At 56.4% G+C, this 25,067-nt stretch carries 25 protein-coding genes; 10 read left to right on the top strand and 15 right to left on the bottom strand.

Annotated features, from left to right (window positions below):
• Positions 1 to 328: 328 nt before the first annotated feature.
• Genes ACR0DK_RS13875 through ACR0DK_RS13895 form a run of 5 tightly spaced genes read right to left on the bottom strand, consistent with a single transcriptional unit; the run spans position 329 to position 3,211 of the window.
• On the bottom strand, positions 329 to 1,384 hold the full coding sequence (locus tag ACR0DK_RS13875) for an energy transducer TonB family protein (protein ID WP_480736647.1): 1,056 nt from the start codon (positions 1,382 to 1,384) through the stop codon (positions 329 to 331).
• Positions 1,381 to 1,758, bottom strand: a complete 378-nt coding sequence (locus ACR0DK_RS13880; protein WP_170597127.1) for an ExbD/TolR family protein — start codon at positions 1,756 to 1,758, stop codon at positions 1,381 to 1,383. Before ACR0DK_RS13880 ends, ACR0DK_RS13875 begins: the two co-directional genes overlap by 4 nt.
• Positions 1,759 to 1,762: 4 nt before the next feature.
• Positions 1,763 to 2,089 (bottom strand): biopolymer transporter ExbD, encoded by a 327-nt coding sequence (locus tag ACR0DK_RS13885; protein ID WP_170515521.1) that lies wholly within the window; start codon positions 2,087 to 2,089, stop codon positions 1,763 to 1,765.
• Between the two features lie 31 nt (positions 2,090 to 2,120).
• Positions 2,121 to 2,783, bottom strand: coding sequence for a MotA/TolQ/ExbB proton channel family protein (locus ACR0DK_RS13890; protein WP_170567461.1), 663 nt, complete (start codon positions 2,781 to 2,783; stop codon positions 2,121 to 2,123).
• On the bottom strand, positions 2,780 to 3,211 hold the full coding sequence (locus tag ACR0DK_RS13895) for a hypothetical protein (RefSeq protein ID WP_170395121.1): 432 nt from the start codon (positions 3,209 to 3,211) through the stop codon (positions 2,780 to 2,782). Before ACR0DK_RS13895 ends, ACR0DK_RS13890 begins: the two co-directional genes overlap by 4 nt.
• 272 nt (positions 3,212 to 3,483) lie before the next feature.
• On the opposite strand from ACR0DK_RS13895, the gene ACR0DK_RS13900 reads away from it, so the two are divergent.
• Together ACR0DK_RS13900 and amaB are read left to right on the top strand one after the other, a co-directional pair.
• Positions 3,484 to 4,590 carry a saccharopine dehydrogenase family protein gene (locus tag ACR0DK_RS13900; RefSeq protein ID WP_480736653.1) on the top strand — a complete coding sequence of 369 codons (1,107 nt, stop codon included), beginning with the start codon at positions 3,484 to 3,486 and terminating at the stop codon, positions 4,588 to 4,590.
• A gap of 3 nt (positions 4,591 to 4,593) precedes the next feature.
• Positions 4,594 to 6,105 (top strand): L-piperidine-6-carboxylate dehydrogenase, encoded by a 1,512-nt coding sequence (gene amaB / locus ACR0DK_RS13905; protein WP_480736655.1) that lies wholly within the window; start codon positions 4,594 to 4,596, stop codon positions 6,103 to 6,105.
• Between the two features lie 38 nt (positions 6,106 to 6,143).
• Here the strand turns inward: amaB and ACR0DK_RS13910 are convergent, their stop codons facing one another.
• Positions 6,144 to 7,721, bottom strand: coding sequence for a DUF5928 domain-containing protein (locus ACR0DK_RS13910; protein ID WP_480736657.1), 1,578 nt, complete (start codon positions 7,719 to 7,721; stop codon positions 6,144 to 6,146).
• 140 nt (positions 7,722 to 7,861) lie between these two features.
• Here ACR0DK_RS13910 and ACR0DK_RS13915 point away from each other — a divergent pair, with 140 nt between their 5' ends.
• Positions 7,862 to 8,680 (top strand): sulfotransferase family protein, encoded by an 819-nt coding sequence (locus tag ACR0DK_RS13915; protein WP_170423261.1) that lies wholly within the window; start codon positions 7,862 to 7,864, stop codon positions 8,678 to 8,680.
• Positions 8,681 to 8,850: 170 nt separating this feature from the next.
• On the opposite strand, the gene ilvD is transcribed toward ACR0DK_RS13915, so the two are convergent.
• Positions 8,851 to 10,683 carry a dihydroxy-acid dehydratase gene (ilvD, locus tag ACR0DK_RS13920; RefSeq protein ID WP_480736661.1) on the bottom strand — a complete coding sequence of 611 codons (1,833 nt, stop codon included), beginning with the start codon at positions 10,681 to 10,683 and terminating at the stop codon, positions 8,851 to 8,853.
• Between the two features lie 104 nt (positions 10,684 to 10,787).
• On the opposite strand from ilvD, the gene ACR0DK_RS13925 reads away from it, so the two are divergent.
• From ACR0DK_RS13925 to ACR0DK_RS13940, 4 genes are all read left to right on the top strand, one after another.
• Positions 10,788 to 11,345, top strand: coding sequence for a helix-turn-helix domain-containing protein (locus ACR0DK_RS13925; protein ID WP_480736663.1), 558 nt, complete (start codon positions 10,788 to 10,790; stop codon positions 11,343 to 11,345).
• 14 nt (positions 11,346 to 11,359) lie between these two features.
• Positions 11,360 to 11,629, top strand: coding sequence for a CBU_0592 family membrane protein (locus ACR0DK_RS13930; protein WP_170395139.1), 270 nt, complete (start codon positions 11,360 to 11,362; stop codon positions 11,627 to 11,629).
• 93 nt (positions 11,630 to 11,722) lie between these two features.
• Positions 11,723 to 12,577: a 3-mercaptopyruvate sulfurtransferase gene (sseA, locus tag ACR0DK_RS13935; RefSeq protein ID WP_170515509.1), complete on the top strand. Its 855-nt coding sequence runs from the start codon at positions 11,723 to 11,725 to the stop codon at positions 12,575 to 12,577.
• Positions 12,577 to 13,761: an amino acid aminotransferase gene (locus ACR0DK_RS13940; protein ID WP_480736666.1), complete on the top strand. Its 1,185-nt coding sequence runs from the start codon at positions 12,577 to 12,579 to the stop codon at positions 13,759 to 13,761. The genes sseA and ACR0DK_RS13940 overlap by 1 nt, the downstream gene beginning before the upstream one ends.
• Positions 13,762 to 13,831: 70 nt before the next feature.
• Here ACR0DK_RS13940 and ACR0DK_RS13945 read toward each other — a convergent pair whose 3' ends face one another.
• Positions 13,832 to 15,154: an ammonium transporter gene (locus tag ACR0DK_RS13945; protein WP_170395150.1), complete on the bottom strand. Its 1,323-nt coding sequence runs from the start codon at positions 15,152 to 15,154 to the stop codon at positions 13,832 to 13,834.
• Between the two features lie 33 nt (positions 15,155 to 15,187).
• Positions 15,188 to 15,526 (bottom strand): P-II family nitrogen regulator, encoded by a 339-nt coding sequence (locus ACR0DK_RS13950; RefSeq protein ID WP_039541190.1) that lies wholly within the window; start codon positions 15,524 to 15,526, stop codon positions 15,188 to 15,190.
• 257 nt (positions 15,527 to 15,783) lie between these two features.
• On the opposite strand from ACR0DK_RS13950, the gene ACR0DK_RS13955 reads away from it, so the two are divergent.
• Positions 15,784 to 17,970: a PBP1A family penicillin-binding protein gene (locus tag ACR0DK_RS13955; protein WP_170515807.1), complete on the top strand. Its 2,187-nt coding sequence runs from the start codon at positions 15,784 to 15,786 to the stop codon at positions 17,968 to 17,970.
• 57 nt (positions 17,971 to 18,027) lie between these two features.
• Here the strand turns inward: ACR0DK_RS13955 and leuB are convergent, their stop codons facing one another.
• Complete coding sequence (gene leuB / locus ACR0DK_RS13960) at positions 18,028 to 19,131, bottom strand: 3-isopropylmalate dehydrogenase (protein WP_170515495.1); 1,104 nt, start codon at positions 19,129 to 19,131, stop codon at positions 18,028 to 18,030.
• A 91-nt stretch (positions 19,132 to 19,222) separates the two neighbouring features.
• Here leuB and ACR0DK_RS13965 point away from each other — a divergent pair, with 91 nt between their 5' ends.
• Positions 19,223 to 19,750 carry a redoxin domain-containing protein gene (locus tag ACR0DK_RS13965; RefSeq protein ID WP_223117428.1) on the top strand — a complete coding sequence of 176 codons (528 nt, stop codon included), beginning with the start codon at positions 19,223 to 19,225 and terminating at the stop codon, positions 19,748 to 19,750.
• A 6-nt stretch (positions 19,751 to 19,756) separates the two neighbouring features.
• Here the strand turns inward: ACR0DK_RS13965 and ACR0DK_RS13970 are convergent, their stop codons facing one another.
• Entirely contained in the window at positions 19,757 to 20,650 is an 894-nt protein-coding gene (locus ACR0DK_RS13970; protein WP_170395159.1) for a LysR family transcriptional regulator, read from the bottom strand.
• Between the two features lie 83 nt (positions 20,651 to 20,733).
• Between ACR0DK_RS13970 and ACR0DK_RS13975 the strand changes: the two genes are divergently transcribed.
• Positions 20,734 to 21,639, top strand: a complete 906-nt coding sequence (locus ACR0DK_RS13975) for a sugar nucleotide-binding protein (protein WP_480736671.1) — start codon at positions 20,734 to 20,736, stop codon at positions 21,637 to 21,639.
• 7 nt (positions 21,640 to 21,646) lie between these two features.
• On the opposite strand, the gene ACR0DK_RS13980 is transcribed toward ACR0DK_RS13975, so the two are convergent.
• The 4 genes from ACR0DK_RS13980 to ACR0DK_RS13995 all read right to left on the bottom strand — a co-directional run bounded on the left by ACR0DK_RS13980 (position 21,647) and on the right by ACR0DK_RS13995 (position 25,030).
• Positions 21,647 to 22,669, bottom strand: a complete 1,023-nt coding sequence (locus ACR0DK_RS13980; protein WP_480736673.1) for an endonuclease/exonuclease/phosphatase family protein — start codon at positions 22,667 to 22,669, stop codon at positions 21,647 to 21,649.
• Positions 22,666 to 23,496 carry a hypothetical protein gene (locus ACR0DK_RS13985; RefSeq protein WP_170395166.1) on the bottom strand — a complete coding sequence of 277 codons (831 nt, stop codon included), beginning with the start codon at positions 23,494 to 23,496 and terminating at the stop codon, positions 22,666 to 22,668. The genes ACR0DK_RS13980 and ACR0DK_RS13985 overlap by 4 nt, the downstream gene beginning before the upstream one ends.
• 331 nt (positions 23,497 to 23,827) lie before the next feature.
• Entirely contained in the window at positions 23,828 to 24,433 is a 606-nt protein-coding gene (gene leuD, locus ACR0DK_RS13990; RefSeq protein WP_170395169.1) for a 3-isopropylmalate dehydratase small subunit, read from the bottom strand.
• A 42-nt stretch (positions 24,434 to 24,475) separates the two neighbouring features.
• Entirely contained in the window at positions 24,476 to 25,030 is a 555-nt protein-coding gene (locus tag ACR0DK_RS13995; RefSeq protein WP_170395171.1) for an HdeD family acid-resistance protein, read from the bottom strand.
• Between the last annotated feature and the right edge of the window lie 37 nt (positions 25,031 to 25,067).

A 25,067-nucleotide genomic window follows, 5' to 3' on the forward strand; every position in this document is an offset into this window, starting at 1 on the left:
TAACGATCAAACCTCGTCAGGCTCATAACATGAAGGCCGTAGGTTCAATTCCTAATGCTGAAAACAAAACACCGTGCAACATCAGATGTTTACGCACCGCCCTAGGGCGGTGTTCCTATTTGCGCCAACACTTCTAGAAGCACTGTGGAAGCAACGATAGGAAACTTCTTTTCGTAACTAGCCACTTACCCCCTCAGCTCTTTTTTGCCAATTTCTGCGCTTCGCCCATGGTGATCTTGCCGTTACGACCGATCGAAATCCTCTCGCTGGAGCGTGTTGAAGCATTCAGGGAACGATCAACTGGTTCGGCGAACTGCCGTCTTTGGTATCAACTATTCTGGTAATAAAACGATAGCCTGCGGCTTGACCCGCTTGGTGGGCGGGGAAATGGAGCGGCGCGGATGACTTGATCTCTGGCGGCGCGTTCGATTTCGGGTGAGCCAGAGCTATCGACGATATCAACCCACGCCAGTGATCCATCCGGACTGATTTCAAAGAATACCTGCGCAAACCCGCGGACCGGGACATAGACGACGGGCGTTTGATTGAGGTGGACCAGGACTTGTCCGGCATAGTTCGTGGTATCGGAGTTTCCAACGCCGCGACCCGAGGATTGATTTCGGCCACTGCTGGCTCGGAACGGGTCAGCCCCTTCCTTTTGATAAAGGCTAAGCGGCGACTCCAATGTTTGCGTAGGGTTGCGCAAGTTATCGAAGTTACTGAACCCATCAAGTGATTTTGGCGTATCCGTTGCGGGCCTTCTGTCCGGGAGGCGGGGGCGTTTGGAAACAGATACGGCCTGATCGGAAGGTGCGGCTTGTTCTTCTGGTGGCTCGTTTGTTGGCTCATCGACCGAACTTGGGATTTCTGGTTCGACTGCCGTACTCTCGAGTGGAGGGACCGGCTCTGTTGAGCCGTCTGTGGGCGGTAAAGCTGCCAAGCGCTCGGGTTCCGGGTCGACCGCTGGCGTTACGGCGGTATCTGCGTCTGTGGCTGGTTCCGGATTGGACGGGGCGACCGGTTCGGTCGGCACCTCTTCCTGTAGCTCTGATCGTGGGGCGACGGGCGCTCCGACATCGGGTGAAGATACCTGCTGAGGATTGGGGGAAGCGACGAGTGTATCGCTGATCGGGATGTCGGCAGTATCGGGCTTAACAGTGTCTTCAACCGGAGGCTCGGGGGCTTCAGCAGAGTCCGGCTGCACCGGGTCCGTCGTGTCTTCGGTGAATTCCTCGAATGTGTTGCCAAGCTCGATCAAACTGACCGATTCCTCATTGGCCCGCAGTTCTGGCAGACTGAAACCGTAGAAACTAATCCCAAAGATGTGCAGGACAAGCGAAAGCACACCCGCCAACGCAGCGATGGCTGCTGACTTCCGGATCATTTTAAAGCCTGCTGGGTCACGAGGTACACAGATGGCGCCCCATGCCGTCGAAGGGCACCGGTTACCTCCATCAATCGTTGGCCTGAAACATTGCGGTCTGGGACAATCCTGACGGGTCCGTCATCATGGCTGGCCATAAAAGCCTCAGGGTCGGTTTGCACCCCACGAAAACTGAGGATGCCATCAGCGTTCAAGACAAGCGCATCGGGAGGGTCGCGGCCTTCGAGTTCCGATGTGTCGACAAGCTGAAGCTCGGGATCAAGCGGTGGTGCCAGGGTGCCTGCAATCAGAAAGAAGATCAGCATCAGAAAGACGACGTTGATCAGAGGGATGGTCGAGTCTCGTTTGCGGCTTGGGCGACCAAAGCGGATCATCGGTCTACTCCAACACCGTGACGGTCAGGCCATCGCGGCCACGCAGCCTGGTCAGCAAATCCACAAGCCGTTGGGCGGACGTATCGGCATCAAGGCTCACCAGAGCCTGACCAGCCCCTATCTGCGCCGGCAGTTCATCCAGCGTCAGCGTTTCGCCATTCAAAGTCACGCGCTCCGCACCGATCTGAATGAAAATTCTCTCCACCGGCTCAGCCGAAGCTGATGCTCCTGAGGTTGCGCTGCTGATTTCGATTTCCGCGAACTTTGAGAAAGTTGAAGACAACATGAAAAACAGCAACAGCAAGAAGATGACATCGATGAGCGGGGTCATCGACATCGGGCGTCTTACAAAGGGCGCCGTGTTACGCATGTTCAGCGTTCAGAATCTCGGTCCTGCCTGAGGCGGCCTGGTTCGAGTTGTTCGGGACCAGAACCGTGCGCAGTGCTTTGTCCGCAAACACCCGTTCCCGGGCAGTTCGGCTTTCAAACCAAGACAAGACCATTGAAGTCGGCATTGCCACCGCAAGGCCAACGGCTGTTGTTACCAGAGCAACCCAGATGCCACCTGCCAACAATGACGGATCAACAGAAGACCCGGCAGACTGAAGGCTTTGGAATGCATTGATCATTCCCAAAACTGTTCCGAACAATCCAAGCAGGGGTGCAAGCTGGGCGACCGTATCCAAAAGCCGAAATCCGCGCTCCAGCCCGGCCAGGGCCAATCCAGCTTCGGCATCCAGTCGAGCGTCCAGATCAGGAGTGTCCGGCGCGTCCATGGCGGCTTCGACAAGCGGTGCAAGATAGCTGCTGCTCTGAGCGAGGCGCGCGCGTGCAGTGGCTCGATCTCCAGCATCCCAGGCCTGCAGCGCTTGTGACAGAACCTTGTGCCGCCCTACGCCACAGGCTGCGAACTGCCAAAGCTTGTAAAGAGTAACTGCTACGGTCAGGACCGACATGACAATAAGGATAGCCACAACGGGCCCGCCAAGGGTCAGGATCTCTCGAAGAGAAGAGAGAATATTCATCCAAGCAACTCCACTTCAATCCGGCTGCTGAGCGTTAGGGTCGATTGACAGATGTCGCTCTGGGAGCCTTTTACCACGCATGAACTCGCGCCATTGATCAATGCGCGCCCAACAGTCGTGCAAGACATCTCTGGCAGATCGAACTGACGGACACGTGGGCGATCCAAAGGTAAGTCGCGAAAATCAAAAAGCGAGAGGGTAACGACACTGCCTTCGGTGTCAAATATCACCGTCTCGAATACGGCTTCATCGATAGTGGTTCCGGATTGGTTGGTCACCAGAAAGGTCAATCTGCAGGCACTACCAACGTCTTCCAAGGCATTGAGCTCTAACGAAATCTCAGCGGCAGGTGCCTCAGCGGATTGGGCCAGAGCTGCAAAAGGAAGCAGGCATGCGAAACAGGTAAGCAGGACACGGAGAGATCTCATTGAAGGCACCTATATGCTTGGGCGAACCGCGATTGCCCGCGTTGTATAGCCGACAATGGTCCTCTCATACCTGATAGTACAATCAGTTCAAAGGAGCGCTGAAACGATTGTGAATTCGACCATGTTCGAAGTCATATTCGAGTAAACCATTTAGCAAAGTGACGTATAGTATGGCAAAATGACGGAAAATTACCTCATTTCGTCAAGATACGATCTGCAATCCGAACAAGTCGCCCTTCATAATCAAAAGAAACACAGAATGGAGGCGCGTTTTGAGCTGGAATATTTGCGTAGTCGGGGCGGGGAAGATCGGTCAGATGATCGCGACTTTGCTGAAAACCTCGGCACATTACACGGTGACTGTTGCCGATCACGATCTTGCGGCCCTGTCAGCATTCAAGAAGCGGGGCATTTCTACGCGGCAGATTGATGCCAGCGATAGCGCGGGCTTGGAGAAAGGCCTTAAAGGGTTTGATGCGGTGATCTCTGCCGCGCCGTTCTTTCTGACACCGGCGATTGCGAGCGCGGCCAAAACTGTTGGGGCGCATTACTTTGACCTGACCGAAGATGTCGCCGCCACCAACGCGGTGCGCGAGCTGGCGCAAAAAAGCGAGACAGCATTCATGCCGCAATGCGGGTTGGCCCCCGGGTTTGTCGGGACTGCGGGCGCTGCGCTGGCGGCGGAGTTCGATGAAATCGACAGCCTGCATATGCGGGTCGGGGCGTTACCGCTCTATCCGACCAACGCGTTGAAATATAACCTGACTTGGTCAACCGATGGGCTAATCAACGAATACTGCAACCCCTGCGATGCTATTGTGAATGGCGAGAGGGTCAAGACCGCCCCCCTCGAAGATTATGAGCTGATCGGCCATGACGGTGTCGAGTACGAATGCTTTAATACATCCGGCGGACTGGGCACCTTGCCCGAGACGCTAGACGGTAAGGCGAAGGCGGTATCCTATCGCTCGATCCGCTATCCGGGTCATCGGGACATTCTGCGCTTGTTGCTCAGTGACCTGGGACTGGAGCGTCGCCGCGATCTGCTGAAAGAGATTTTTGAAACGGCCTTGCCGCGTACGGATCAAGACGTCGTGTTGGTCTACTGCACGGCAAAGGGTATCGTTGACGGCACGTTGCGTGAGAAATCCCTGATCAACAAATCCTTTGCGCGCACCATCGATGGACAAGTCTGGAGTGCGATCCAAGTAACCACTGCGGCAGGCGTATTGGGTGTCGTCGATCTGATGCGGACAGGGGTTCTGCCCTCGAAAGGCTTTGTTCGGCAAGAGCAGGTAAAGCTTGCCGATTTCCTGAACACCGAATTTGGCCGGCTTTATCGCGCCGGTGACGTTACCGAACAAAACAAGGCGGCCTGAGATATGAAAGACATTGTAATGACTGCTGAAACCACGCTTGCGAATTTGGACCTGACTGCAGCGGAGCTTAGCGGCGGGTCGCTGCGGGTGACCTCTCCGATAGATGGCAGCCTGTTGGCCGAGGTTCACGAAACTCCGGTTTCCGAGATGGGGGCCATCTTTGCCCGCTCGAAAGCGGCGTTCAAGGAATGGCGCGTTGTGCCGGCTCCGCGCCGGGGTGAGTTGATCCGCCTGCTGGGCGAAGAGCTTCGGGCCGCCAAGGACGACCTTGGCGCGCTTGTCAGTTGGGAGGCGGGCAAGATCACCTCGGAAGGTCTGGGCGAAGTGCAGGAGATGATCGACATCTGCGATTTTGCTGTTGGTCTGTCGCGGCAGCTTTATGGTCTGACCATTGCTTCGGAACGTCCGGGTCACCGGATGATGGAAACGTGGCATCCGGCGGGGCCGGTCGGAGTGATCTCGGCCTTTAATTTCCCCGTGGCGGTATGGTCGTGGAATGCTGCGCTGGCGCTGGTTTGCGGCGATCCGGTGATCTGGAAACCGTCCGAGAAAACGCCTCTGACCGCGTTGGCTTGCCAGAAAATCTTTGAGCGGGCATTGGCCCGGTTTGGTGACGCCCCCGAGGGGCTTTTGCAGACCCTGATAGGTGGTGCCGATCTGGGTGAGGCGCTGGTTGCCAGCGAGGATGTGCCGATCATTTCAGCCACCGGCTCGACCCGGATGGGCCGGGCGGTGGCGCCGATTGTGGCGCAGCGCTTTGGCAAGTGTATTCTGGAACTCGGCGGCAATAACGCGATGATCGTTGGACCGTCGGCGGATCTGGAAATGGCGGTGCGCGCGATTGTATTCTCGGCTGTGGGAACGGCAGGGCAGCGCTGTACGACACTGCGGCGGTTGATTGTACACAACTCGATCCGCGAGGAACTGGTTGGGCGTCTGAAGAAAGCCTATGCAGGTCTGCCCATCGGTAATCCGTTGACCGAGGGTACGTTGATTGGGCCGTTGGTGGATGAAGCTTCGGGCAATGCGATGACCGCAGCGCTTGAATCAGCAAAGGCCGAGGGTGGTGCCGTGTTCGGAGGTCAGCGCGTGACCGAAGGTGTGCCGGGCGGTGTTTATATGCAACCGGCCATCGTTGAGATGCCTGGCCAGACCGCGACTGTGAAGGCCGAGACCTTTGCTCCGATCCTTTACGTCATGAGCTATGACGATTTTGCCGAGGCGATCGAGATCCAGAACGACGTGCCACAGGGTTTGTCGTCCTGCGTTTTTACACTGAACATGCGCGAAGCCGAGCAATTCCTGACAGCGGCCGGGTCGGATTGCGGGATTGCCAATGTGAACATCGGCCCGTCCGGGGCCGAGATCGGTGGCGCATTTGGTGGCGAGAAGGAAACCGGAGGCGGGCGCGAAAGCGGATCAGATGCCTGGAAAGCCTACATGCGCCGTCAGACCAACACGGTAAACTATTCGGCCGAGTTGCCATTGGCGCAAGGTGTCAAATTCGACATCTGAACTCGAATGTCCGGCGGCACCTGATCGTGCCGCCGGATTCAATCAGCGAACAGGTAATCCAGTTGCATGATCGCTTTGGCCTTATCGGCACTGATCCCCAGAAATTCCGCGATAATCACCTCATTCTCCGAACGTTCCGCCGCCTCACGCAAATGGAACAGCCCATCATTCTGGGTACTGCGGATCAATTCGGATTCGTAAGCCAGCGCATTGCGAAGGGTCGGTAGCAGACGTGCAAGAGAATCCTGTGAGCTGTTCTGGCCCGCAAGACCGACGCGATAGGCATGGCCGGTCAGATATTCATCTGAATAAGTACATTCGATTTCCAGAACTCGTGTTTGGGCCTGATCTGCACAGAAATCCTGAATGACGTCCAGATTGGCCGGATCTATGCAGAGTACCAGCCTGTCGCTTTGGAAATAATCGAACAACATACGTGCAACCGCCCGCCGATGGCGCGACCGCTTAATCAGGGTCGTCTCGATTCCACCCAAATCGGGCAATGGCGTATCCTGCTCATCATAGATGTATTCGATGCAGGGAATGGGGGTTTCGGATGCGATCTGGTCAACAAGCCGTTTGGCGACATGCCACTTCTTGCAAACAATCAAAAACGCCTGACGCTCGGGGCCTAACGTATTGCCGACCTCCCAAAAGCGCTGAGCGAAACGTCGTCCTACCCGACCGCGACCGGCAAGGAAGTGATACAGATTACGCCCTTCGTCCGAGATGTGGAACGTGACCCCTTCGCTGGCATAAAGCTGACCCAACCGTTCCTTCAACTCATGGGCCTCGGGGCTGATCTTGCGAGCGAACAGGTAGTTCTGCCCCAACAGCATGTCATAGTGATCATTGTAGAAGGTGACAGGCATGCCATAGTCGGAAAACATCAAAAATGTCAGTGTACGGTTTTCGATTTCCTGCTTCGGGACGAGGTGGCGAACAAGCGTCTGAAAGAACGTCTCGTCCGGAATCCAGGTGGTCGAGAAAAACCGGACCACATCGCGGCGTTGGCGCAGGAAGTCCAGAATCATCTCGACTGTGCGACGGCGCAGGCACCACCACTGGCTACCGATCTTGACCTGCAGGTCTGCAGGTATGCCGCGGGTCAGACCGAAACGCTTTTGCATTTCGTATGCGGCATAGAACAGGCGCGGCTGATTGCGTTCGTTGAAATAGTGACGATAGATCAGCCGGTCTTCTTTCATTCCGGTCTTAATCCAATTGCTTTCGAAGAAGTCATGGCTTTCGATGAAATCCATGTCGCGTTCATCAAGGAAGCTGTGCACATACTCGGCGGTTTTAATTGCCATGCAATCGCCGGACAGCATGTAAAAATGGGTGACCCTCGGGAACTGATCCACCGCCGCCTGTAATGCATGGAGCGTGGCCTGAACCAGTGACCATTCGCCCCATCCGCATTTGATCCGCTTCGTCGCAAATGCGACGCTGCGGTTATCTTTCAGGGCGTCGCGTATCTGCGCATAATCCGTATCGTTGGCGCGAGCGTCAAAATGGATCGCCATACAATCGCCGGCAGCCGTTAGCTGACTGGCCTGCGCAATGATCGCGTCAGGATCTTTGTGGCACAGCAAGATATAGGCAATCTTTGCCATTTGCGTCTCGTAATTCCCCGTTTCTGCCCAATTGCAACCGTGATACTGAGGATGAGCGATTGAATAAACAGAATATTTTTGGTTCTTTGGGTCAAAATGCCGGAGTATCAATGCGATAACTGGCTAAGGAGGCGCAGTAGATGGGTTTTCCAGGAACATGGATGACCGAAAGTCAAAGCATGGTCTACCGTGTTGTGCCGAAATGCGCCTGCTCGACGATCGGGCAAATCATGTATTTCTCGGATCATGGCAGCTTCTTTGATGGTGACATTCACGACGCCAAGGACGGAATGCACAAGTGGGCCTTTGGTGCCAGTCAGGATCCGATTGCCAGAAATGTTCAATCGCACCAGTCCTATACGTTTACCTGCGTGCGTAATCCCTACACACGCATTCTCAGTTCCTTTTTTGACAAGATCTGTGGCATTCAGCGCAACGGCAAACGCTATCGCGGCAATCTGGTGCCAACGCTGATCTACAATTATGGGATCGAGGTTGGCGGTGACGATGGCAAAGGCGAGTTCGATCAGATCGCCAGTTTCCGCCGGTTTCTGTTATTTGCACGTGACACGATCCGTTGGCGGCGGCCGATGGACCCCGACATTCACTGGTCGGCCATGTCTGGCCATGTCTCGACGCTGATCGCTAATGGCGGGCGATATGATCGGATTTTTTGGACCGAGAAGTTCAACGATGGGATGCAGGGGGTGTTGGACAATCTTGAAACTTCGCATCCCGTGACTCTGTCCGAAATCCCGCGCTTCAACGAATCCGAAGGCCATGGGCCAAAACGCGTGCATCCGGTCGAGGATTACTTTGACGATTTGTCGATGCATCTGGTCTACGAGATCTACAAACAGGATTTTGAACTGTTCAAGTATGATTTCGAAAATCCCGCCAACAAAATGCCGACGGGTGAGATCGATCTAGATGAGATTCACGCCAAGCTGGGTGATTAAGACGCTCGAAGTGTGAGGCTCCCGCCCATCGTCAATGTCTCTTGTGAGACATCTCCTCTGGTTGGGCCCGGCGCCGCGCAAAGCGCGGCGCCGGGCCCAAATTCCGAAAGTGGAATCGGCGCAGCCGATTCCATGTATCGGGTGCGGGAGTATTCGCTCACCCGCAGTGCTTAGACCTGACGGACGGCCCCTTTTGCGGCACTGGTCGTCAATTTGGCATAGGCTTTTAGCGCGGTGGACACTTTACGCTTACGTGGTGCAACGGGCTGCCAGCCCTTCTCGTCCTGCTCTTCGCGCCGCGCTGCCAGGTCTTCGTCGGAGACCGCCAGATGGATGCTGCGGTTGGGAATGTCGATTTCGATCGTGTCGCCGGTTTTCACCAAACCGATCTCACCACCTTCCGCTGCTTCGGGCGAGACGTGGCCGATTGATAAGCCCGAGGTGCCACCCGAGAAACGACCGTCAGTCAGCAGCGCGCAGGCTTTGCCCAGCCCCTTGGATTTCAGATACGAAGTCGGATACAGCATTTCTTGCATTCCCGGCCCACCACGCGGGCCTTCGTATCGGATCACCACCACGTCACCTTCCTTGACCTTGCCGGTCAGGATGTCATTGACAGCCTGGTCCTGGCTTTCGCAGACATAAGCTGAGCCCGTGAATTTCAGGATGTTCTCATCCACACCCGCAGTTTTCACGATACAGCCGTCGCGCGCAATGTTGCCGAATAATACCGCCAGACCGCCATCCTGGCTGAATGCATGCTCTTTCGAACGGATCACGCCGCCTTCGCGGTCAGTGTCCAGCTCCTTGTAGCGGTTCGACTGGCTGAAGGCTTGTGTAGTACGCACGCCGCCGGGCGCCGCTTTGAATAGGTCCTGAGCCTTCGGGTTGTTGGCGACTTTGATGTCCCAGTTGGCAATCGCTTCGCCCATGGTTCCGGAATGCACCGTGTGACAATCCTCGTGCAGCAAGCCCGCGCGGCTGAGTTCACCAAGGATCGAGAAAATGCCACCAGCGCGATGGACGTCTTCCATGTGCACGTTTTCGATGTTGGGCGCGACTTTGCACAAACAGGGCACTTGGCGGCTCAGGCGGTCCATGTCGGACATGGTGAAATGCACTTCACCTTCGTGCGCGATGGCCAGCAAATGAAGCACCGTATTGGTCGATCCACCCATTGCGATATCCAAGCTCATGGCATTTTCGAACGCGTCGAACGTGGCGATTTCACGCGGCAGGAAGCCTTTCTCGTCCAGATCATAGTGGCGCTTGGTGATCTCGACGATGCGGCGACCAGCTTCCAAGAACAACTCTTTACGGTCGGCATGTGTGGCCAGGGTCGAGCCATTGCCCGGCAGCGCCAGACCCAGTGCCTCGGCCAGACAATTCATCGAGTTCGCGGTGAACATGCCCGAGCATGAACCACAGGTTGGACAGGCGTTTTCCTCGATGTGTTGAACCTGTTCATCGGTGAACCGGTCGTCGGCCGCAGCAACCATCGCGTCGACAAGGTCGATCTTCTTGGTGTCCAGGTCGGCGATGTCGATCTTGCCCGCTTCCATCGGTCCGCCCGAGACAAAGATCGCCGGGATGTTCAGACGCATGGCCGCCATCAACATGCCGGGCGTGATCTTGTCGCAGTTCGAGATACAGACCATAGCGTCCGCGCAGTGGGCGTTAACCATGTATTCAACAGAATCCGCAATCACCTCACGCGAGGGCAGCGAATACAGCATCCCGTCATGGCCCATGGCGATGCCATCATCGACCGCGATGGTGTTGAACTCTTTGGCGACACCGCCAGCGGCTTCAACCTCACGCGCAACCATCTGTCCCAGGTCCTTCAGGTGGACGTGACCGGGTACAAACTGGGTGAACGAGTTGACGATGGCGATGATCGGTTTGCCGAAATCATCGTCGCCCATACCGGTGGCGCGCCACAAGCCGCGGGCGCCGGCCATGTTGCGGCCATGGGTGGAGGTTCTGGATCGGTACAATGGCATGATGCGGTATCCCTATTGCCCAAACTGCGATATTGGGTGTGTACGTTATAGCGCACGTATCATATGTACGTTATAACGCACAAGACAAATCGCAGGGCGCGGCTATGGAATCGGACGAACTAACGCTGAAACTAAGGGATGTGCGGGCGGCAACCGGGCTGAGCCTGTCAAAAGTCGCGGAACTCACCGGGGTCAGCAAAGCTATGCTGGGCCAGATTGAGCGTGGCGAATCAAGCCCGACCATCGCGACCCTGTGGAAGATCGCGAAGGGTTTCCAGCTCCCGCTGAGTGCTTTGATTGGTACTGCTGCAATGCGTGACACGACAGATGCCGATGTGTTCAGTACCGTGAGATTTCCAGGAAGTATTGAAGTCAAGATTGTCTTTCCTTTTGATCCCGCATTGGGGGCCGAAACATTTCATGTCGAGTTGTCACCCAATCAAAGCCACGAATCTCCGGCCCATGCAGCAGGCGTAACCGAAGAGGTTTTTGTTCTGAGCGGAGCTTTGGACGTGCTGCGAAATGGAAACTGGGTTCCGCTACAATCCGGTCAAGGGTTGCGATTTTCTGCGGATGTGCCGCATGGATACCGCGCTGGTGAACAGGGAGCTGCTTTTCTAAATATGCACCACTATTCGCAACCAGCGGAAGTTTCAGAATAGGAAAGCCCCATACAATGACCGCACTACTGGACAGTTTGACCGTCGTCGATGCCATCGGCTCATTCGGGGCTTTGATCGTTGTTGCGGCATATTTTGCGACCCAGATGCGAGTGATGAACTCGGAGGATCTGGCCTTTCCGCTGGTGAATCTTATCGGTTCGGTGCTGATCGTGTTCTCACTGCTGCAGAACTTCAATCTGGCGTCGATGCTGATCGAAGGCTTCTGGATCATCATCAGCGTTATTGGGATCATCCAGTATTATCGCCTGCGTCGTTTGCGATAAATCCAGTGTGGTCGGGACGCTAGCGCTATCCAGCCTTGAACCTGCATCCTGCCAAGTATAGGGAAAACTCAAGCTCGCTTAGGGGAGGCATAGATGCAGGACGATCCAAAAACCCTCGTTTCTACCGAATGGCTTGCCGCACATCTCAAGGATCCGGATCTAAGGATTCTGGATGGGTCGTGGTACCTGCCGCAGCAAGCGCGAGACGCCAAGGCAGAGTATGACTCTGCCCACATCCCTGGTGCGCGGTTCTTTGATATTGATGAGATATCCGACCATCGTTCTGACCTGCCGCATATGGCACCTCCGGTCGAGAAGTTCATGTCGCGCCTGCGCGCGATGGGCGTTGGCGATGGCCATCAGGTCGTGGTCTATGACGGCGCGGGGCTGATGTCGGCGGCGCGGGTCTGGTGGTTGTTCCGTCTGATGGGACAGGACAATATTGCCGTTCTGGATGGTGGATTGCCCAAATGGCAGTCCGAAGGGCGCGAGATCGAAGACCTGCCCCCCATTATTCGCGACCGTCATATGACGGTGCGGGTTCAGAACCACCTTGTCCGCGATGTGACGCAAGTTTCATCAGCCGCGAAGCTTGCGGATCACGAGATCATCGATGCCCGTTCGGCGGCCCGTTTCTTCGGGACCGAAGCCGAACCGCGCGAGGGGTTGCGCTCGGGTCATATCCCAGGCTCGCGCAACGTGCCTTTTGGAATGCTGTTGAACAAGAATGGCACGATGAAGTCGCCCGAAGACTGCCGCGCGGTTTTTGAAGATGCCGGCGTCGACTTATCGAAACCCGCGATCACATCCTGTGGCTCTGGTGTGACTGCCGCAATTCTCAGCCTTGCATTGGAACGCATGGGCAAGAAAGACCACGCGCTTTATGACGGCTCCTGGGCTGAATGGGGTGCCTTCCCAACCCTGCCCGTCGCAACCGGAGAGAACTGATGTTCGAGAACCTTAAACCGCAGCCAGCAGACAAGATTCTGGCATTGATGCAGATGTACCGCGACGACCCACGTGATCACAAGATCGATCTGGGCGTTGGCGTCTACAAGAATGCCGAGGGGGTCACTCCGGTGATGCGCGCGGTGAAAGCAGCTGAAAAGCGTATTCTCGAAGAGCAGGAGAGCAAGGCTTATACCGGTCTGGCTGGTGATCCAGCCTTTGCGGACGCGATGATCGACTTGATCCTCGGAAATTCTGTCCCGCGTGGCAACATTGCAGCCGTAGCCACCCCCGGTGGTACCGGAGCCTGCCGTCAGGCGTTTGAGATGATCCGTATGGCCAACCCCACCGCGCGTGTTTTCGTGTCGAACCCCACATGGCCGAACCATTTGTCGATCCTGAACTATCTAGGGATCGAGACAGTCCAATACCGTTATTTCGACGGAGAATCGCGTGGCGTCGATTTCGACGGTATGATCGAGGACCTGAAAACTGCCAATGCAGGCGACGTGGTTCTTCTGCACGGCTGTTGCCACAACCCAACGGGTGCCAACTTAAATATGGTGCAATGGCAAGAGGTCGTGAGCCTGATCAACGCGCGTGGCCTCGTCGCAATGATTGACATCGCCTATCAGGGCTTTGGCGACGGTCTGGAAGAAGATGCGCAGGCAACCCGTCTGGTCGCATCGTCAGTGAAGCGCTGCCTGATCGCGGCGTCTTGTTCGAAGAACTTCGGCGTCTACCGCGAACGCACCGGCCTGCTGATGGCGATCAGTGACGATCCGGCACAGACTGCACTGAACCAGTCTACGCTGGCATTTCTGAACCGCCAGAACTACTCATTCCCGCCTGATCACGGCGCGCGGGTGGTGACGACGATCCTGAATGACGATGCTCTGCGGGCAGATTGGGCGACCGAATTGGAAGATGTCCGCCTTTCCATGCTGGGCCTGCGTCAGCAACTGGCTGATGAGTTGCAGAGCCTTAGTGGATCGGATCGATTTGGATTTATCGCCCAGCATCGCGGCATGTTCTCGCGACTGGGGGCCGCGCCAGAACTGGTTGAAAAGCTGCGTGCCGATCACGGCATTTACATGGTCGGTGACAGCCGTCTGAACGTCGCTGGTTTGAACGCCAATACTGTGCCCATTTTGGCGCAGGCGATTGTCGATGTCGGCGTCTGAGCGATATCTTTGAATGAAGGAAAACCCGGGCGCGAACGCCCGGGTTTTTTTGTTTTTACTTGGTTGGCTATTAGCCTTTGGAGAATTCCGGATACGCTTCCATACCCAGTTCAGCCATGTCGAGACCGTTGATCTCGTCCTCTTCGCTAACACGGATACCTACGGTGGCCTTCAGGATCGACCAAAGGATAAGAGCAGCACCAAAGGTGAAGACACCATAAGCAATGATCCCGGTCAGCTGAGTGATCAGGCTGGCTTCGCCATAGAAGATCACGGCGATGGTGCCCCAGATGCCAGCGAACAGGTGGACTGGGATGGCGCCGACTACGTCGTCGATCTTGAACTTGTCCAGCATCGGAACCGCGAAGACCACGATGATACCGCCCACAGCACCGATCCACAGAGCGCCGAACAGGGTTGGGGCCAGCGGCTCAGCTGTGATCGACACCAGTCCCGCCAGCGCGCCGTTCAGCACCATGGTCAGGTCGGGCTTTTTGTACAGCAGCTGTGTCATGATAAGGGCGGCAACGGCACCGGATGCAGCAGCCATGTTGGTGTTGGCAAAGATGCGCGATACGTCCGAGACATCTCCTACAGTGCCCATCGCCAGCTGCGAACCACCGTTGAAGCCGAACCAACCCAGCCACAGGATAAAGGTACCCAGAGTGGCCAGAGCCAGGTTCGAACCAGGCATCGGGTGCACTTTACCGTCCTTGTACTTACCGATGCGCGGCCCAAGGATGAGAGCACCTGCCAGAGCCGCCCAGCCACCGACCGAGTGCACGATGGTCGAACCAGCGAAGTCCGAGAAGCCTGCTTCGGACAGCCAACCACCACCCCACTGCCACGAGCCCGAGATCGGGTACATGATGCCGGTTAGGACAACAACGAAGGCAAGAAAGGGCCACAATTTGATCCGTTCAGCCACCGCACCGGACACGATCGAGGCGGTCGCTGCGACAAAGACCAGTTGGAAGAAGAAATCCGAACCGATTGAGGCGTAGTCAAGCGCCGCAGCATCTGCACCGACACCCACTGGGTCAAGCACGGTGGTCGAGAAGAACGGGCCCAGCCAGCCAGAAATTGTCCAACCATCACCGGGGTACATCAGGTTGAAGCCGATCAGCCAGTACATGATCGCGGCGATTGAAAACAGCGCGATGTTTTTGGTCATCTGCATCGCGACGTTCTTGGACCGCACCAGCCCGCCTTCGAGCATGGCAAAGCCTGCAGCCATGAAGAACACCAGGAAACCGCCCATCAGGAACAGCAGCGTGGTGAAAATATATTGGGTGTGTTGCGCGGGCTCTCCGGTAGCGGCCTCTTGCGCAAGACCCATCTGCGGCAGTGCGACGATCGCAGCGGCAGGGATGAGAGATTTCATCAGGTTCATTGTTAGTCCTCGAGTGATTGTGAGTAAGCGCGCTTAAAGCGCCTCTTCGTTGGTTTCCCCGGTCCGCACGCGCAGGGCTTGCTCGACATCGAGGACGAAAATCTTGCCGTCGCCGATCTTGCCGGTCTTGGCGGTTGTGGTGATGGTTTCGACGATCTGGTCGGCCATGGTGGCGGGCACCACGATCTCAAGCTTGATCTTGGGAACGAAATTCACGGCGTATTCGGCACCGCGATAAATCTCGGTGTGACCCGATTGCGAGCCAAACCCTTTGATCTCAGTCACCATCATGCCGCGCACGCCTGCATTGGTCAGTGCTTCGCGCACCTCCTCAAGCTTGAACGGTTTGATTGTCGCAATGATCAGTTTCACGTCTTTCCCCTCTACTACTCCGGGCGGCCCGGCATTTTGCACCTGCAGAAAAATGCGCGACAGAGGTTCAGATGGAACGTTTTCGGAGGGTAAATGAGGGTAAAAAATCAGCAATTATGCACAATTTTTGCACAAAACACGCTATTTGGTGAAAATATAGGCAAACTTGTGAGGGGAAATACGGGTATTTCACACCTCTACATGGCCGTTCCGGCGGGGTATGGTGCCCCAAAAGCATAACCGGGCAGAGTTTGAGCATGACTGAGTCCAACCGTCGCAAATCGCGCCTTGTCGCGGATAAAAGGTACCCGTCCAAAGGCCGAAAGCCTGCGGCGACCAAGCGGGCAGCAAAACCTGCTGGTAAGAAGTCGACGGCCCGAAAAGCCGCTCCGCGCAAAACGGCGCGGAAGAAAACGCGGCGCAGTTCTGGTGGGAAGGGCGGTGGCATTTTCCGCCGGCTGTTCCGCTGGCTCTGGCGCATAATTTGGGGGATCACTTGGAGGGTCGGCGCAGTGGCGGGGTTGCTGTTGGCGCTGGCGGTGGGTGTTGTTTACACCTCATTGCCGGATGTCGATGCCCTGCTTGATGGGCGGGCACGTGGTTCGGTGACCTTGCTGGATCGCGACGGCAAGGTCTTTGCCTGGCGCGGCGATCAGTTTGGCGGCGTGATTACGGCGGATACAGTTTCGCCGCATCTCAAGAACGCCGTGATTGCAACCGAGGATAAACGGTTCTACCGCCATTTCGGCGTCAGCCCGCGCGGTGTCGCCAGCGCGGTACGCATCAACCTGAGCGAAGGACGTGGACCGCTGTCTGGTCACGGTGGTTCAACGATCACCCAGCAAACCGCGAAACTTCTATGCCTGGGTGTGCCTTATGAGCCCAGCGAATGGGAGTCTGAGGCTGCATATGAAGCCGATTGCCGTCAGGGTTCGCTATGGCGCAAGGCGAAAGAGGCAGTTTATGCCATTGCGATGGAGGTCAAATACTCCAAGGATGAAATTCTGACGATCTATCTGAACCGCGCCTTCCTCGGTGCGGGAGCCCGCGGCTTCGAGGCCGCCAGCCAGCGGTATTTTGGTATTTCGGCAGCCGAAGTGTCTCCGGCCGAGGCGGCAATGCTGGCAGGTCTATTGGTGGCCCCGACACGCTATGCGCCAACGAACAACCTGCAACGTTCACAAGATCGGGCACGTTTGGTGGTTGGGCTAATGGAGACTCAGGGCTATCTGAGCAGCGCGCAGGCCAGCGAGGCCCGCAGCCGTCCGGCGCAGTTATCCGAGGCCGCTGCCGCGCGTGCTGGTGGTTACTTTGCCGATTGGGTCATGGCCAGCGGGCCTGAGTTTTTCACACGTAACACAACCGAGGACGTGGTGATCCGAACCACACTGGATCAGCGCATTCAAACGTCGGCAGAAGAGGCGCTTAAATTCATCTTCCAGGAGAAAGTCCGCGAAGGGTCCAAAGCGCAGGCCGCTATTGTGGTGATGTCAGCGGATGGCGCGGTTCGAGGTATGGTCGGTGGGCGCAAGACCCGTGTTTCGGGGGCGTTCAACCGGGCTACGCAGGCTCTGCGTCAAACGGGTTCGTCGTTCAAACCGTTTGTCTATGCGACGGCCTTGGAGTTGGGATATTCACCGTTGGACACGGTGATGGATGAACCAACGTGCTGGAACATCGCAGGTTCAGGTCAGTGGTGTCCGAAGAACTACACCAATAAGTTCTATGGCCGGGTGACATTAGCAGATGCGTTGAAGAATTCGTTGAATATTCCCGCGGTCAAGGTGGCGGATATCTCGGGGCTGGATAACGTGCGCACGGTTGCCAGTGGTTTTGGCCTTTCAAGTGATCTGGCCGAGGGCCTCGCGCTGGCGCTCGGCGCATCGGAAAGCACGCTGATAGAGATGACGGGCGCTTACGCTGGCATCCTGAACGGCGGTTCAGCGGTGGAACCCTATGGTCTGACCGAGTTGAAGCTGCTTGGTGAGACCGATCCAGTTATGATCACGACAACCGGTATTGGTGAACGCGTCATCAACGACAAGGCCGCCAAACAACTGACCTGGATGATGGAGCGTGTGGTCTCTGAAGGTACAGGCGGACGGGCAAAGCTGCCGGGCTGGCAGGTGGCGGGCAAGACCGGCACGACCCAGGCCGCACGTGATGCGTGGTTTATCGGATTTACCGCGGACTACGTTACGGGCGTTTGGATGGGGTATGATGACAATACGCCGTTGTCAGGTGTCACAGGTGGAGGCTTGCCGGCGGAGATATGGAAAGAGACCATGCTGCGCGTGACAGAAGGGATGACGCCCACGCCGTTGCCCATGTTGGTGCCGGACCCACCGGTTAGAACCGCGCAGCCGCAGCAACAGCGCCGTAAGAATCAAACCGGTTTGGACCGTGCGATCAACAACCTGCTGAACAACATCTTCGGAAACTGACCAACAAAAAAAGGCGGTGCGCTGGGCACCGCCTTTGATGTCTGAATAATCGTAAGATCAGACGCTTTCGTCTAGCGCTGCCAGAATTGCATCACCCATTTCGCTGGTCGAAACCGGCTCAACCCCTTCTTCGGCCAGCAGGTCAGCTGTGCGAACGCCGTCGGCCAGAACCTTCTCGATCGCGGTTTCCAGACGATCCGCTTCGTCGCCCTGGTCAAAGCTGTAGCGCAGTGCCATGGCGAAGCTGAGGATACACGCAATTGGGTTGGCCTTGCCTTGACCTGTAATGTCCGGGGCCGAGCCATGAACGGGTTCATACATGGCCTTAGGGCGGCCATTCGCCATCGGTGCGCCCAGCGAGGCAGACGGCAGCATGCCCAAAGATCCGGTCAGCATCGCTGCGCAATCGGATAGTACATCGCCAAAGAGGTTGTCGGTGACGATCACGTCAAACTGTTTGGGCGCGCGCACAAGCTGCATCGCGCCGTTGTCTGCATACATGTGTGACAGCTCGACCTCGGGATATTCCTGGCCGACGCGGGTCACGACTTCGCGCCAAAGAATACCCGATTCCATCACATTGGCTTTTTCCATCGAGCACAGTTTCTTGTTCCGGCGCATCGCCAGCTCGAATGCCGAACGTGCGGCGCGTTCGATCTCGGATTCAGTGTAGCGCTGGGTGTTGATGCCAACGCGTTCATTGCCTTCCTCGAAAATACCGCGCGGCTCACCGAAATAGACGCCCGAAGTCAGCTCGCGCACGATCATGATGTCGAGGCCAGCGACCACATCCTTCTTCAGCGACGAGAAATCCGCCAGCGCGTCGAAGCACTGAGCTGGGCGCAGGTTGGAGTACAGGTCCATTTCCTTGCGCAAACGCAACAGGCCACGTTCGGGCTTCAGGCTGAAGTCCAGATCGTCATACTTAGGGCCGCCAACCGCACCCAGAAGAACCGCATCAACCTCTTGTGCTTTGGCCATGGTTTCGTCCGACAGGGGCTTCCCGTGCGCGTCATAGGCAGCGCCGCCGACCAGATCCTCGCTCACGTCAAATTGAAGACCGCGATTGGCGCCGAACCAATCGATGATTTTGCGCACTTCGGCCATAACTTCCGGGCCAATTCCGTCTCCGGGCAGGATGAGGAGCGAGGGGTTGGACATCGACAGTCTCCTTGCGTTTTGTCGCACAGGCCCTAGCGTTTGCGGCGCATCGGGTCAATGAGACGAACCCATCAAATCACGAGGAAACCACATGCTGACACCCGGAAATCCGGCCCCATCGCTAAAAATCGAAACAGTAAGCCATGGCACCTTTGATCTTGAGCGCGACACTGGTGAAAACGGAACGCTGGTGATTCAGTATCGTGGTCTGCATTGCCCGATCTGCGTTCGCCAAATGGGTGAGGTCGAGGCTGCGCTGGATGAATTCGCCGAGCTGGGGATTGAGGTGATCATGATCACCACGGATACCGACGAACGTGCGGCCGAGACGGTTGAGAAGGCCGGAGTGTCGAAGCTGCGCGTAGGATACGGCCTGTCCATGGCCGACGCGCGGGATGTCTGGGGTCTGAACATCTCGGTGGCTCGTGAAGGTAGCGCCGAGCCAGCGATGTTCGCTGAGCCGGGACATTTCTATATCAAACCTGATCAGACCCTCTATTACGTCTGGCAGCAGACAACGCCTTTTGCGCGACCGCCGATGTCGGACATCGTCGGCGGTTTGAAATTCACCTTGGCCAATAACTATCCTGCGCGCGGCACCTATACCGGCGCGCTGTAGGCGATTTTAAAGCCGGGCCTTCAACCCGTCGGCCAGCAAATCCCAGACTCTGCGAATGCGCGGGGTCTGTCGCATCGCCTGAGGGGCAGCCAGCCAGACCGGCAGCACCGGTATCTCGACATCAATATCTAGCACTTCGACCAGAGGATCGGACTGCGCGATGCTGAGTTGGCTGAAGCCCACCCCACACCCTGCGCGGATCAATTCCCAATAGGCAGTCTGGTTGTCGCATCGCGTGGCAAAGCTGTCCCGGCTGGCAGGCCAGCCCTTGTTCCGCATAGCGGTGATAATGTCTTCATTGGTGTCAAATCCCACAAGGTCGTGCTGCATCAGCTCTGTCGGCGTTGTTGGTCGCCCCGCACGATCCAGATAGCTTTGGGCGGCGCAGAAACACAGCGGAACCTCACCGATATGCTTTGCCACGATGTCGACCTGTTCGGGGCGATACATGCGCACGGCAATATCGGCTTCGCGGAACAGCAAGTTTTCGCTGGCATCCGAGGCGACCAGATCAAGCTGAATCGCCGGTTCTGCCTCACGGATTGCGGCAAGTATCGGCGGCAACAGGTGATGCGATACAAATACCGAAGCGGTGATCCTGACCGACCCTTCCAGCTGTTGCGCCTGACCCGCTGCCGTCAGCCCCAGGGCATTGACTGCGCTGTACATCTGCTGCGCCATTGGCAGCACTTGCTGCCCCACCTCGCTGAGCGTCAGTCCACGCGCGTGACGATCAAACAGCGAGACCCCCAATTCTTCTTCCAGCGCATGTACCTGACGTCCAAGCGTCGGCTGGCTGCGACCTAATTGCTTTGCGGCTGCGGATAGTGAGCCGGTTTCGGCAACCGCCAGAAAGCTTTGAACTAAGGACCAGTCGGATAGTTGGAGTGTTTTAGCCATTCAAAAACGAATACATAATCTGCGATTTTTCGCAATTTCCAAAACATCGTGAATGAATAGACTGATCCGGAACGGAGGGATCAATGCCACAAACGGTACTTATTCTCGGGGCCACCGGTCGATTTGGACGCAACGCTGCAAGAGCTTTTTCGGATGCGGGATGGATTGTGCAAAAGTTTGATCGACGCAGGGAGGAATTGCGCGCGGCGCTACATGGAGTAGACGTCATCGTGAACGCCTGGAACCCGCTTTACCCCGACTGGGCGGAGCAGGTGCCAGAGTTGCATCGTCAGGTAATCGCCGCTGCATCAGAGCGTGACTTGACGGTCATTGTCCCGGGGAACGTTTATGTTTTCGGTGCGGATACGCCCGGCCCCTGGTCGACCAGGACACCGCATCTTGCGCGAAATCCGTTGGGACGCATTCGGATCGAGATGGAAGAGGCTTATCGTGCCTCGTCGGTTCGGACCATCATGTTGCGGGCAGGTGATTTCATAGACACCACGGCCTCTGGCAATTGGTTCGATCAGATTCTCATCAAACACTTGCGGCGCGGGCGCTTTGTGTATCCCGGCAATCCGGATATCGAGCATGCTTGGGCCTATCTGCCCGATTTAACTCGCGCTGCTGTGGAGTTGGCAGAAATGCGCAGCCTGCTACCGCGTTTCTGCGATGTCCCCTATGCTGGATACACCTTGACCGGCAATGAAATGGCATTGGCGCTTTCGCAGGTTGCGGGGCGTGAACTCACCCTTAAACAGATGGCATGGTGGCCTTTGCATCTGGCCCGCCCGTTCTGGCGTATGGCGCCTCATTTGCTTGAGATGAGGTATCTATGGAATACTTCTCACCGGCTGGACGCACGCCTCTTTGATGCTCTGCTCCCGGAATTTGCGCAGACCGACCTAAATGACGCGTTGAGGAACGCCGTGTCTGAACCTGTGCAATATGAATCCCGCCAGCGATTCGGCACAGTCATACGGTCATGATCGAAGCCTATTCGTCGAATAGATCGACCCAGACAAGCCGGTGACGGCTTGCGGCGACGGCCGCGTCACGCGATGTGGGTTCCGGCCAGTAAATGCCCGCATCGTGCACACGCCAATCCGCCGAAGGTAGGACATAATCCACTCTCATCTCGCCAACGCCCTTCCACAAAACTGTTGAAGTTGACCCCGCAGGGTCAACAGGCATCGGATCCTGCAGTTGCGGATTGGCCAGAAGATTACGGATTGCCGTTTTGCGACCCTCGCCTTTGTAAGGATCCTGGTTCGCATCACCTGCGATGACAAAACGCCCCATAGGTTTCTCACCCAGATCACCGTTCAGCAAAAGCGACCAGAGCCGAATTTCATCCCGGTTGCGCAGTCCGTTCCGATCTTCAGGTCCATCAAAGACAGGCGGGCTGGCGTGAAACGTCATCAGGTTTAGGAGACCACTCGGGGTGTCGACCGGAACGACCCAATGCGATGTAGAAGACAGCCGCTGAACAGCCTGCGCTTGTGGTGATGGGAAGGGCTCTCCATCCTCGGCTGGCAACTGGGCATTCGGCAAGTCGCGCCACCGCAACTGGGTGAATGACCGCACTTGATCGGTAGCGATAGGATAGCGGGACAGCACTGCCAGCCCATTCTGGCCGGTGAACCGCCCCCAGCCTTGTGCATCGCCCGGGCCGCCCGTCTCGCCGTCCCCATCCAGATCCAACGCGGTTTCGATCCCGGAATTGGGTTGCTCGGCGTAACTGTATCGATAATCCAAGCCGTTGCTTTTCAGCGCCTCGACCAGCGCAGCAAGGGCAAGCCCGTCTAAATCCCAATCGATGCCTTGCAGCGCGACGATATCGGGACGGGTTGTCATCAGCACCTCGATCACCGCAGCGACCTGAGGGTCGTTCCGCCGAATATCACGCAGCAACAGGCCGGGACCCTCGCGACTGAGTTCTGTATTGAAACTTGCGATGCGCAATGTCTCTGCCTGTGCCGTAAACGGCAACAGCAACAGAACCAGCAGTCGGATCATGCGATCTGAGTTGACTCGGAGGTTGAGTATGCGCGGCGCTTCTCAACGATCAGGCCGGCAATGCGTAGTGTCGCCATGCCTCGCATGATCATGCTGGCAGGCAGGAATGCCCATGCGCAAAGGGTCCAGATCAATGTCTGCGGATTGCTGAGCGCGATCGGCGTGATGAAAGCAGCCATCAGTTTGATCAGGGCGGGAATCAGGAAAGGCAGCAAAGCCCCAATTGCGATGTTGAGCCGCCCGTCACGCTGCAGACGGGTGACCACATCACCACCCTTGGTTGGGTCAAACAGGGGCAGATTGGTCCAGACGTTGAACGCGCCGTTGCCTGTTGGCCATCCCCGAAGCTTCACTGCATAGGCAAAGCTGGCGATGGTAACCAAGGCCGCGACATAAGCGACGCTGGCGGAGATACGCACCAAATCTACGAGGGGCTGGCTGGCGTCGGCGGGCAGCATCAAAACCACAAGACGAACGGGGGAGTAGGGGAAATCCACCACATTCGCGACCATCAGGCCAACTGAATAAAACAGGCCAGTAAGTTCCGAGGGGGCATAGGCGTTTTTGCAGATCAGCGTCAGGAAGGTAACCATCGACATCAAACCGACAAAGCGCAGCCTGTTCACAGGTGGTGCGTCACGAAATTCGATAAAGCTTGGAAAGGCCGAGTTGTATTCCGAGAAAGTCAGGATAAACGCAAGGATCGCCAGAAAGACGACAATCTCAGTCCCATTCGACGTCGATGTAGGCAGGTACAACGCAGGGGTAAGCACCATAAGTGCTACCAATAATCCACGTATCGCCGCCCCCGTTGTGCGTGCAATCACAATCCGAACCCTTTTCCAAACCGGCGTAGTCGATTCTGTGCCGACTTATCGTCCAACTTGTGCTCACCGCTCGTTCGTTGGCGGCTACCTCATGGGTGCCAACTTTGCCGATAAGCGGTATTTCGCTCAAGCCAATGAGCAAATAACACGCAATTTCGGGCAAAATGATGGCGCAACTGGTGCGGGATTGCATCAATTTCGACGCAAATCCGACGTGTATCTCAAATTGATACCTATATGTTGTGGTGCACTGGGTTTTTGCCCCAAGAATGCGAACAGGGCCGCGCTTGCGACCCTGTTAGGTTGAGTATCAACAGATTCGTCCCCAGAATCATACCCAGGGGCGGGCCTGACTCGCATGATCTTCGAACTTGTCGATGTGATGGTCTTTTTCCATCGTCAGGCCAATATCGTCCAGACCGTTCAGCAGGCAGTGCTTGCGGTGTGGGTCAATGTCGAACTCGATGACCATACCATCCGAAGTGGTAATCTGCTGATCTTCCAGATGCACGGTCATGCGGGCGTTTTCACCCTTGTGCGCGTCATCCATAAGAATCGCGTGATGCTCTTCTTCGACTACGATTGGCAGGATGCCATTCTTGAAGCAGTTGTTGAAAAAGATGTCGGCGAAGCTGGTCGAGATCACCACCTTGATACCGAAATCCTTGATCGCCCATGGCGCATGTTCCCGCGACGAGCCGCAACCGAAATTGTCGCCAGCCACCAGAATCTCGGTGTTGCGATAAGCGGGTTTGTTCAGAACGAAATCTTCGTTCTCGCCGCCATGATCGTGATAGCGCATCTCATCAAACAGCACGACACCCAGGCCAGAGCGTTTGATGGTTTTCAGGTGCACTTTGGGAATGATCATATCGGTGTCGATATTGATCAGTGGCATTGGGGCGGCCACCCCGTGGACTTTTTCGAACTTTTCCATTTCTACACTCCTGCGGGGTAGGGCCGCGCCCGTACTCCGCGTTTAAGCTTCTTTCGCTTCTGTTGTTTCGTCCTTGGGTGCGTTCTTGACGAAGAACGCCATGAAGACCAATCCGAACCCGTTGAACAGCATCTCAATGCCCAGGAAGATCCCCAGTATGCTCAGCAGAGCAGCCGGTTCCTTGCCTACATAGGTCCAGATGATGCCGGCGAGGATGATCGACAAGATGCCCGAGATCATCGTGGGCCAGAAAAACTGCGTTCCTTTCATCTGGAACGACAGAATGACCCGCGCGATGCCGCCTGCCATGAACAGGATGAGCATCACAGTTGCCAGCGTCAGCGTGCCCTGCAGCGGGTGATCCAGAAAGGACCAGCCCAGAAACAGCATGACCGCACCCATGATGAGTGACAGGATCTTGTTGCCAGTGCCTTCAACCGTGAAGCCACCAACGATCTGCATTCCGCCCGCAATCAACAGCAACACACCGGTTACTACTGTTACGGCAACGGATGCTACGACCGGCGCGCCCAATACGAACACCCCGAATGCTATGGACAAAAGTCCAAGCAGTAGCCATTTGACCCAATCACTCATGTTAGTCTCTCCATCAAATATCTAGATATGAGAGACT

The sequence above is a fragment of the Ruegeria sp. CE6 genome (assembly GCF_056537485.1).